Annotated in this window: 6 protein-coding genes; 4 read left to right on the top strand and 2 right to left on the bottom strand. The window is 75.0% G+C overall.

Features of this window, described 5'->3' with window-relative positions:
* The coding region (locus ACFXGA_RS39380; RefSeq protein ID WP_378098048.1) for a GntR family transcriptional regulator at window positions 1–503 on the bottom strand (503 nt) is incomplete at its 3' end.
* A gap of 58 nt (window positions 504–561) precedes the next feature.
* Between ACFXGA_RS39380 and ACFXGA_RS39375 the strand changes: the two genes are divergently transcribed.
* The 4 genes from ACFXGA_RS39375 (at window position 562) to metG (ending at window position 4,394) form a co-directional block, all read left to right on the top strand.
* On the top strand, window positions 562–1,167 hold the full coding sequence (locus tag ACFXGA_RS39375; protein WP_378098045.1) for a LysE family translocator: 606 nt from the start codon (window positions 562–564) through the stop codon (window positions 1,165–1,167).
* A gap of 37 nt (window positions 1,168–1,204) precedes the next feature.
* Window positions 1,205–1,825, top strand: a complete 621-nt coding sequence (locus tag ACFXGA_RS39370) for an L-threonylcarbamoyladenylate synthase (RefSeq protein WP_378098042.1) — start codon at window positions 1,205–1,207, stop codon at window positions 1,823–1,825.
* 115 nt (window positions 1,826–1,940) lie between these two features.
* Complete coding sequence (locus ACFXGA_RS39365) at window positions 1,941–2,720, top strand: hypothetical protein (protein WP_378098039.1); 780 nt, start codon at window positions 1,941–1,943, stop codon at window positions 2,718–2,720.
* Between the two features lie 180 nt (window positions 2,721–2,900).
* Window positions 2,901–4,394, top strand: a complete 1,494-nt coding sequence (gene metG, locus ACFXGA_RS39360; RefSeq protein WP_378098036.1) for a methionine--tRNA ligase — start codon at window positions 2,901–2,903, stop codon at window positions 4,392–4,394.
* A 179-nt stretch (window positions 4,395–4,573) separates the two neighbouring features.
* Here metG and ACFXGA_RS39355 read toward each other — a convergent pair whose 3' ends face one another.
* Window positions 4,574–5,380: a hypothetical protein gene (locus ACFXGA_RS39355; RefSeq protein WP_378098033.1), complete on the bottom strand. Its 807-nt coding sequence runs from the start codon at window positions 5,378–5,380 to the stop codon at window positions 4,574–4,576.
* Window positions 5,381–5,519 lie beyond the last annotated feature (139 nt).

The following is a 5,519-nucleotide window of genomic DNA, read 5'->3' as shown; positions in this document are numbered from 1 at the left end:
CGACCGCCCCGGCCCCGGCCGGTCGCCCCCGCGGGCGCGGACCGACCGGCCGACCACTCCCCCGCCTGCCGACCGCCGCCGCGCGCCGGCCCGCCCGGCGTCGGCCCGGCCAACCCCGCGGCGGCCAACCCCGGCGCGGCCAAGCTCCCAGCGGCCAAGCTCCCAGCGGCCAACCCCGCAGCGGTCACGTCCTGGGCGACCGATCCCGGAGCGGCCACCACGACCGTGCCCGCCCGGCCCCGGCCGACGACGTGACCGTCCTCCGCCAACCGCCGGTACGCCTCGGTCACCACGCCGCGCGACACCCGCAACTCCCCCGCCAGCACCCGGCTCGCGGGCAGCCTGCTGCCGACGGGCAGCCGCCCGTCCGCGATCGCCGACCGCAACCGCCCGGCCAGCCAGTCGGCCAGCCCGCCGCGCGGCGCGTCGGCGACGTCGAGCTGGAGGAAGTCCGACCCCGCCGTTGTGGACCTGTCCACCGGCTCGGGAATGGACCTGTTCACCGGACCATTCTCGCAGGAGGGTGACCGGCATGGACCACGGCACGACGGGCGTCGCCCGGTGAACCTCGAATTCCTGCTGACCTCGCTCGTCGTCGTCGCCACGCCCGGCACCGGCGTGCTCTACACGACCGCGGCCGGGCTCTCCGGCGGTCCGCGGCGCAGCCTGGCGGCGGCGGTGGGCTGCACGCTGGGCACGGTGCCGCACCTGCTGGCCGCGCTGACCGGCCTGGCCGCGCTGCTGGCCGCGAGCACCCCCGCGTTCCAGGCGCTCAAGTACCTCGGCGTCGCCTACCTGTTCTTCCTGGCGTGGAGCACGATCCGGGACCGGACCCCGCTCACCGCCGCGTCCGACGCGCCCCACCGCACGACGGCGCGCGTGGTGGCGTCGGGCGTGATGGTGAACCTGCTCAACCCGAAGTTGACGATCTTCTTCTTCGCCTTCCTGCCGCAGTTCGTGCGGCCGGGCAGCCCCGACGCCGTCCCGCGCATGGTGGAGCTGGGCGCGGTGTTCATGGCGCTCACGCTGGTCGTCTTCGTCGGCTACGGCCGGTGCGCCGCGGCCGTCCGCGACCACGTCGTCGGGCGGCCGGCGGTGCAGACGTGGATCCGGCGGGGTTTCGCGGGCGCGTTCGTCGCCCTGGGGGCGCTGCTCGCGTTCACCTGACCGGTCGCGCGGCCGTTCGGCCGACTAGGCTCCCGGCATGGCCAGGTACTTCGACGTGCACCCGGTGAACCCGCAGCGCAGGTCCATCGACCAGGCGGTGGGGCTGATCGAGTCGGACGGCCTGATCGCCTACCCGACCGACTCCTGCTACGCGCTCGGCTGCCGGCTCGGCAACAAGACGGGGCTGGACCGGATCAGGCAGATCAGGCACCTGGACGACCGGCACCACTTCACCCTCATGTGCCGCGACTTCGCCCAGCTCGGCCAGTTCGTGCACGTGGACAACGCGGTCTTCCGGGCGATCAAGGCGGCCACCCCGGGCAGCTACACGTTCATCCTCCCGGCCACCACCGAGGTGCCGCGCCGGATGATGCACCCGAAGAAGAAGACGGTGGGCGCGCGCATCCCGGACCACCCGGTCGCCCAGGCCCTGCTGGAACGGCTCGGCGAACCGCTGCTGTCCAGCACGCTGCTGCTCCCCGACCAGGACGAGCCGCTGGTCCACGGCTGGGACATCAAGGAACGGCTCGACCACGTCGTGGACGCGGTGTTGGACGCGGGCGACTGCGGCACGGAGCCGACCACCGTCGTGGACTTCTCCGGCGGTGAGCCCGAGATCGTCCGGCGCGGCGCGGGCGACCCGTCCCGCTTCGAGTAGGCGGTCGGGGGCCGATCCCGGCCAACGGATCAACGCGGTTGCGCCGCGCAGAGGTATGGGAGCGTTCCCAGAATCGGTAGCTTCCTGTCACCCCTCAGCGCAGAAGGAGCTTCCCGTGCGGAAACGGTTGTCCTCGGCGGTCCTCGCCGTCCTGCTCTCGGTCGTCGCACTCCCGGTCGCGGACGCCGCCGGTCCGGGCGAGGCCGATCACCGGCTCAAGACGTGCGCCCGACCCGGCCTGGTGTTCTGCGAGGACTTCCAGCACGTGCCGACCGGCGCGGGCACGAGCCTGAAGTGGGGTGTGGACACCCGCAACGGCTCGCTGGAGGTCGAGCGGGACCGGCGCGGCCAGAAGGTGCTGCACGTGCGCGCCGAGGGCAACGGCCGGGCGTTCCTCAAGGTGGACGACTTCGCCGCGCCGGGCAACAGCTTCTACGGCCGGGTCCGGGTGAAGGTCGAGCGGTTCCCGACCGCGCCGGACTGGGCGCACTACACGCTGATCGAGGCCACCGGCGACGGCCCGGAGGTGGTGCGGCCGCTGGGCGGCCAGTACGTGCCCACGCTGGACAAGGCCCTCTGGGGCGTCGGCGCGGACGGCGGCCCCACGGGCGACTGGACGAACTGGCGGGAGTCCGCGCCGTCGAAGGCGGGCGTGTGGCAGTGCGTCGAGTGGCGGATGGACGCCTCCGACAACCGGATCACGCTGTGGTTCGACGGCAGGCCGAACCCGGACCTGACCGTCTCCACCCGCGAGCACGGCGGCAACCAGGTCGACTTCCTGTTCCCGAGGTTCGACACGGTCAAGCTCGGCTGGCAGCTCTACCAGCCCAACGACGGCAGCTACGACCTGTGGCTGGACGACATCGCGCTGGGCGTGAGCCGCATCGGCTGCTAGCCCGGAAAACCGCGCGCGGGACGGGCGGCGGCGCTGCTAGCGTCGCCGCCATGTCCTCGTCGTCCGCCGTCCCGATGCCCCGCCCCGCGGGGTGGCCGACGCTGCGCGGATGACGAGTCCGAGGCCCCCGTTCCCCAGGGGGTCTCGATCCGGGAGCCCCGCGCACCCCGGAGGTTGCCGATGCCGCGCTTCTACGTCACCACCGCCATCCCGTACGTCAACTCGCGCCCCCACCTCGGTTTCGCGCTGGAGCTGGTGCAGGCCGACGTGCTGGCCCGGCACCACCGCCTGCGCGGCGACCGGGTGCGGTTCCTGACCGGCACCGACGACAACTCGCTCAAGAACGTGCTGGCCGCCGCGGCGGAAGGCGTGCCGACCGCCGAGCTGGTCGACCGCAACGCGGCCGCGTTCGCGGCGCTGCGCGAACCGCTGGCGCTGTCGTCCACCGACTTCATCCGCACGAGCCGCGACGCCCGGCACCGCGTCGGCGTCGAACGGCTGTGGCGGGCGTGCGCGCACGACCTCTACCGCAAGCACTACGAGGGCCTGTACTGCGTCGGCTGCGAGCAGTTCTACGCCCCCGCCGAGCTGGTGGGCGGCAAGTGCCCGGAGCACGACGTGGAGCCGCGGCCGGTGGCCGAGGAGAACTGGTTCTTCCGGCTGTCCCGCCACACCGACCGGCTCCGGGAGCTGATCGCCGGCGGCGTGGTCCGGATCGAGCCCGCGGCGCGGCGCAACGAGGTGCTGGCGTTCCTGGACGCCGGGTTGCGGGATTTCTCCGTCTCCCGGTCGCGCGCCCGCGCGCACGGCTGGGGCATCCCCGTGCCGGGCGACCCGGACCAGGTCGTGTACGTCTGGTGGGACGCCCTGGGCAACTACATCAGCAGCCTCGGCTACGGCGGCGAGGGCTCGAACTACCGCCGGTGGTGGGTGGAGGGCGACCGCCGCGTGCACGTGATCGGCAAGGGCGTGGTGCGCTTCCACGCCGTGTACTGGCTCGCCGTGCTGCTGTCGGCGGGCGAGCCGCTGCCGACCGACATCCTCGTGCACGACTACCTCACCACCGGCGGCCGCAAGATCAGCAAGTCCGCCGGCGACGTGGTGGACCCGGCGGCGCTGGCCGCGCGGCACGGCGCGGACGCGGTGCGGTGGTGGCTGCTGCGGGACGTGCCGCGCGTCGGCGACGCCGACTTCACCGAGGCCCGGCTCGTGGCCCGCGCGAACGAGGACCTGGCCAACGGGTTGGGCAATTTGGTGAACCGGGTCGCCGTGGTGGTCCACCGCTACCGCGACGGCCGGCCGCCGTCGGCCGCGCCCGACGCCGACGCCGCACCGCTGCTGGCGGCGTGCCGGGACGCGCCGGGCCTGGTGCGCGCCGCCGTGGACGACTTCGACTTCCGCCGGGCGACGGCGGCGGTGTGGCGGATCGTGGAGGAGGCGAACCGGCACGTGGAGCGGGTGCGGCCGTGGGACCTGGCCCGTGCCGAACGGGCCGGTGACGCCGGGGCGGGCCGGCGGTTGGACGCGGCCGTCGCCGCGTTGCTGACCGCGTGCCGGGTGCTGGCGACCGAGCTGACGCCGTTCGTGCCGGGGCTGGCCGCCCGGGTGTCCGAGCAGTGCGTCACGCTGTCGGACCGGCTGCCCCGGCCGCGGCCGGTGTTCCCCCGGCTGTGACGGTCGATCCGGCCGCCCGCAGCCGGTGTCTCCCCGGCTGTGACGGTCGGTCCAGCCGCCCGCGGCCGGTGTTCCCCCGGCTGTGACGGTCGGTCCAGCCCCGCGGCCGGTGTCTTCCCGGCTGTGGCGGTCGGCCGGCCGCCCTGCCCTCGGGACCGGTGTGTTCCCGGCTGTGGCGGTCAGTCGGGCAGGCCGGCCGCGAGCCCGAGCCACAGCAGCTGGACCGCGCCGAGCGCCAGCGTGGCGAGGAACGCCAGGGCGGCCTGCCCGACCCGTTCCCGCGGCCGCTCCCCGGTCGGCCCCGCCGCGACGTGCTGCCAGCACGCCATCAGCCCCGCCGGCACCACCACCGCGATGGTGACGAACAGCGGCATCGCGCCGAAGTCGTCGTTGCCGCCCCACGTCACGAGGAAGGTGCTCACGAGCGCGAGCAGCCAGGAGGACACCCCGGTCGCGACCGTCCGCCGCAGCCGGTCCCCGTCCTCCAGCCGGGGCGCGCGGTGGAGGAGGAACGCGGCCAGCCCGGCGGCCAGGGCGAGGACCAGGGCGCAGCCGAGCAGCAGCCGCTCCCACCACAGGTCGAGGGCGTCCCGCCACCACGGCACGTCCGGCGCCTCGCCCGCGGGCACGCCGAGCGAGCCGACCCGGACCCACGGCGACGCGGGGCCGTACCCGCCGATGCGCTCGCAGCGCAGGTCACGGCCGTCGTAGTTGGCGGCGCAGCCGGTGAAGGTCCGCCCGACCCGGTACTCGACGGTCAGCGGCCGGCCGGCGATCGGCACGGTGCAGGTGGCCCGGTCGTCGGCCACGGCGCACCGGAAGCCGTCGACGACCGAGAACTCGGGGGTGTCGACGCGGTGCAGCCCGTCGGTCGCCCTGCCCGGCGCCACCGGCACGAGCAGGACCGCGAACAGCAGCAGGATTCCGGGCACCACCTGCGGGAGCCACCGCAGGGGGCCGACGCCGAGCCGGGTGGGGGTGGTCACGTCGCACCTCCTCACCCGCGCATCGGCCGCGCGGGGGCGGCCGTGGGCCCGGGGTCACCCCCCGGGGGGGCCCGCCGGGGCCGCCCCCCCCCCCCCGCCCGGACGCGCCGGGGGGACCGGGGACCCCCCGGGGGTGGTT

Origin of the sequence: Actinosynnema sp. NPDC059335 (assembly GCF_042752395.1) — a bacterium.
GTDB lineage: Bacteria > Actinomycetota > Actinomycetes > Mycobacteriales > Pseudonocardiaceae > Actinosynnema.
This window is presented reverse-complemented; position numbering and strand designations above follow the sequence as displayed.

Bases quoted from the DNA above. Each gene is read 5' to 3' on its own strand.
- ACFXGA_RS39370 (WP_378098042.1), top strand. From the start codon at position 1,205: ATGGCCAGGTACTTCGACGTGCACCCGGTGAACCCGCAGCGCAGGTCC.
- metG (WP_378098036.1), top strand. From the start codon at position 2,901: ATGCCGCGCTTCTACGTCACCACCGCCATCCCGTACGTCAACTCGCGC.